A 421-nucleotide genomic window follows, 5' to 3' on the forward strand; every position below is an offset into this window, starting at 1 on the left:
GAACAGGAACGCCGTACGGCCCGTACCGGCCACGCCCTCCACGACACCCGCATCCGGACGACCCGCGGCGAGCGCCTCCAGGGCAGCGGCCTTGTCCTCGGCCAGCACCACAGCCCGGTGATCGAAGACGGAGCGCTGCGTGGCCAACGAGAACCCGAGGTCCGCGCCACGGATTCCGGCGCCCGCCGTGAACTCCCGCAGCCGGTCGGCCTGCGCACGCAGCGCGGCCTCACTCCTGCCGGAGAGGACCCACGGCACCAGGACGGCCGTTTCGGTGTCGTCGGCGTCGGTTGCCGCCGAAACGCTTTCGCCCGCGAATTCGGGCTGTTCGAGGATGACGTGCGCGTTGGTGCCGCTGATGCCGAACGAGGACACACCCGCACGGCGCGGACGTCCCTCATCCGCCCACTGCACCGGCTCG

The 421-nt window shown here is 71.7% G+C and carries 1 protein-coding gene; it reads right to left on the bottom strand.

What is annotated here, in order from left to right; all coding sequences use genetic code 11:
• A partial coding sequence (locus tag ADK41_RS08205; protein WP_267883164.1) for a ketoacyl-synthetase C-terminal extension domain-containing protein occupies window positions 1-414 on the bottom strand: 414 nt, incomplete at its 3' end.
• Window positions 415-421 lie beyond the last annotated feature (7 nt).

This window comes from Streptomyces caelestis (assembly GCF_001279005.1).
Taxonomy (GTDB): domain Bacteria; phylum Actinomycetota; class Actinomycetes; order Streptomycetales; family Streptomycetaceae; genus Streptomyces; species Streptomyces heliomycini.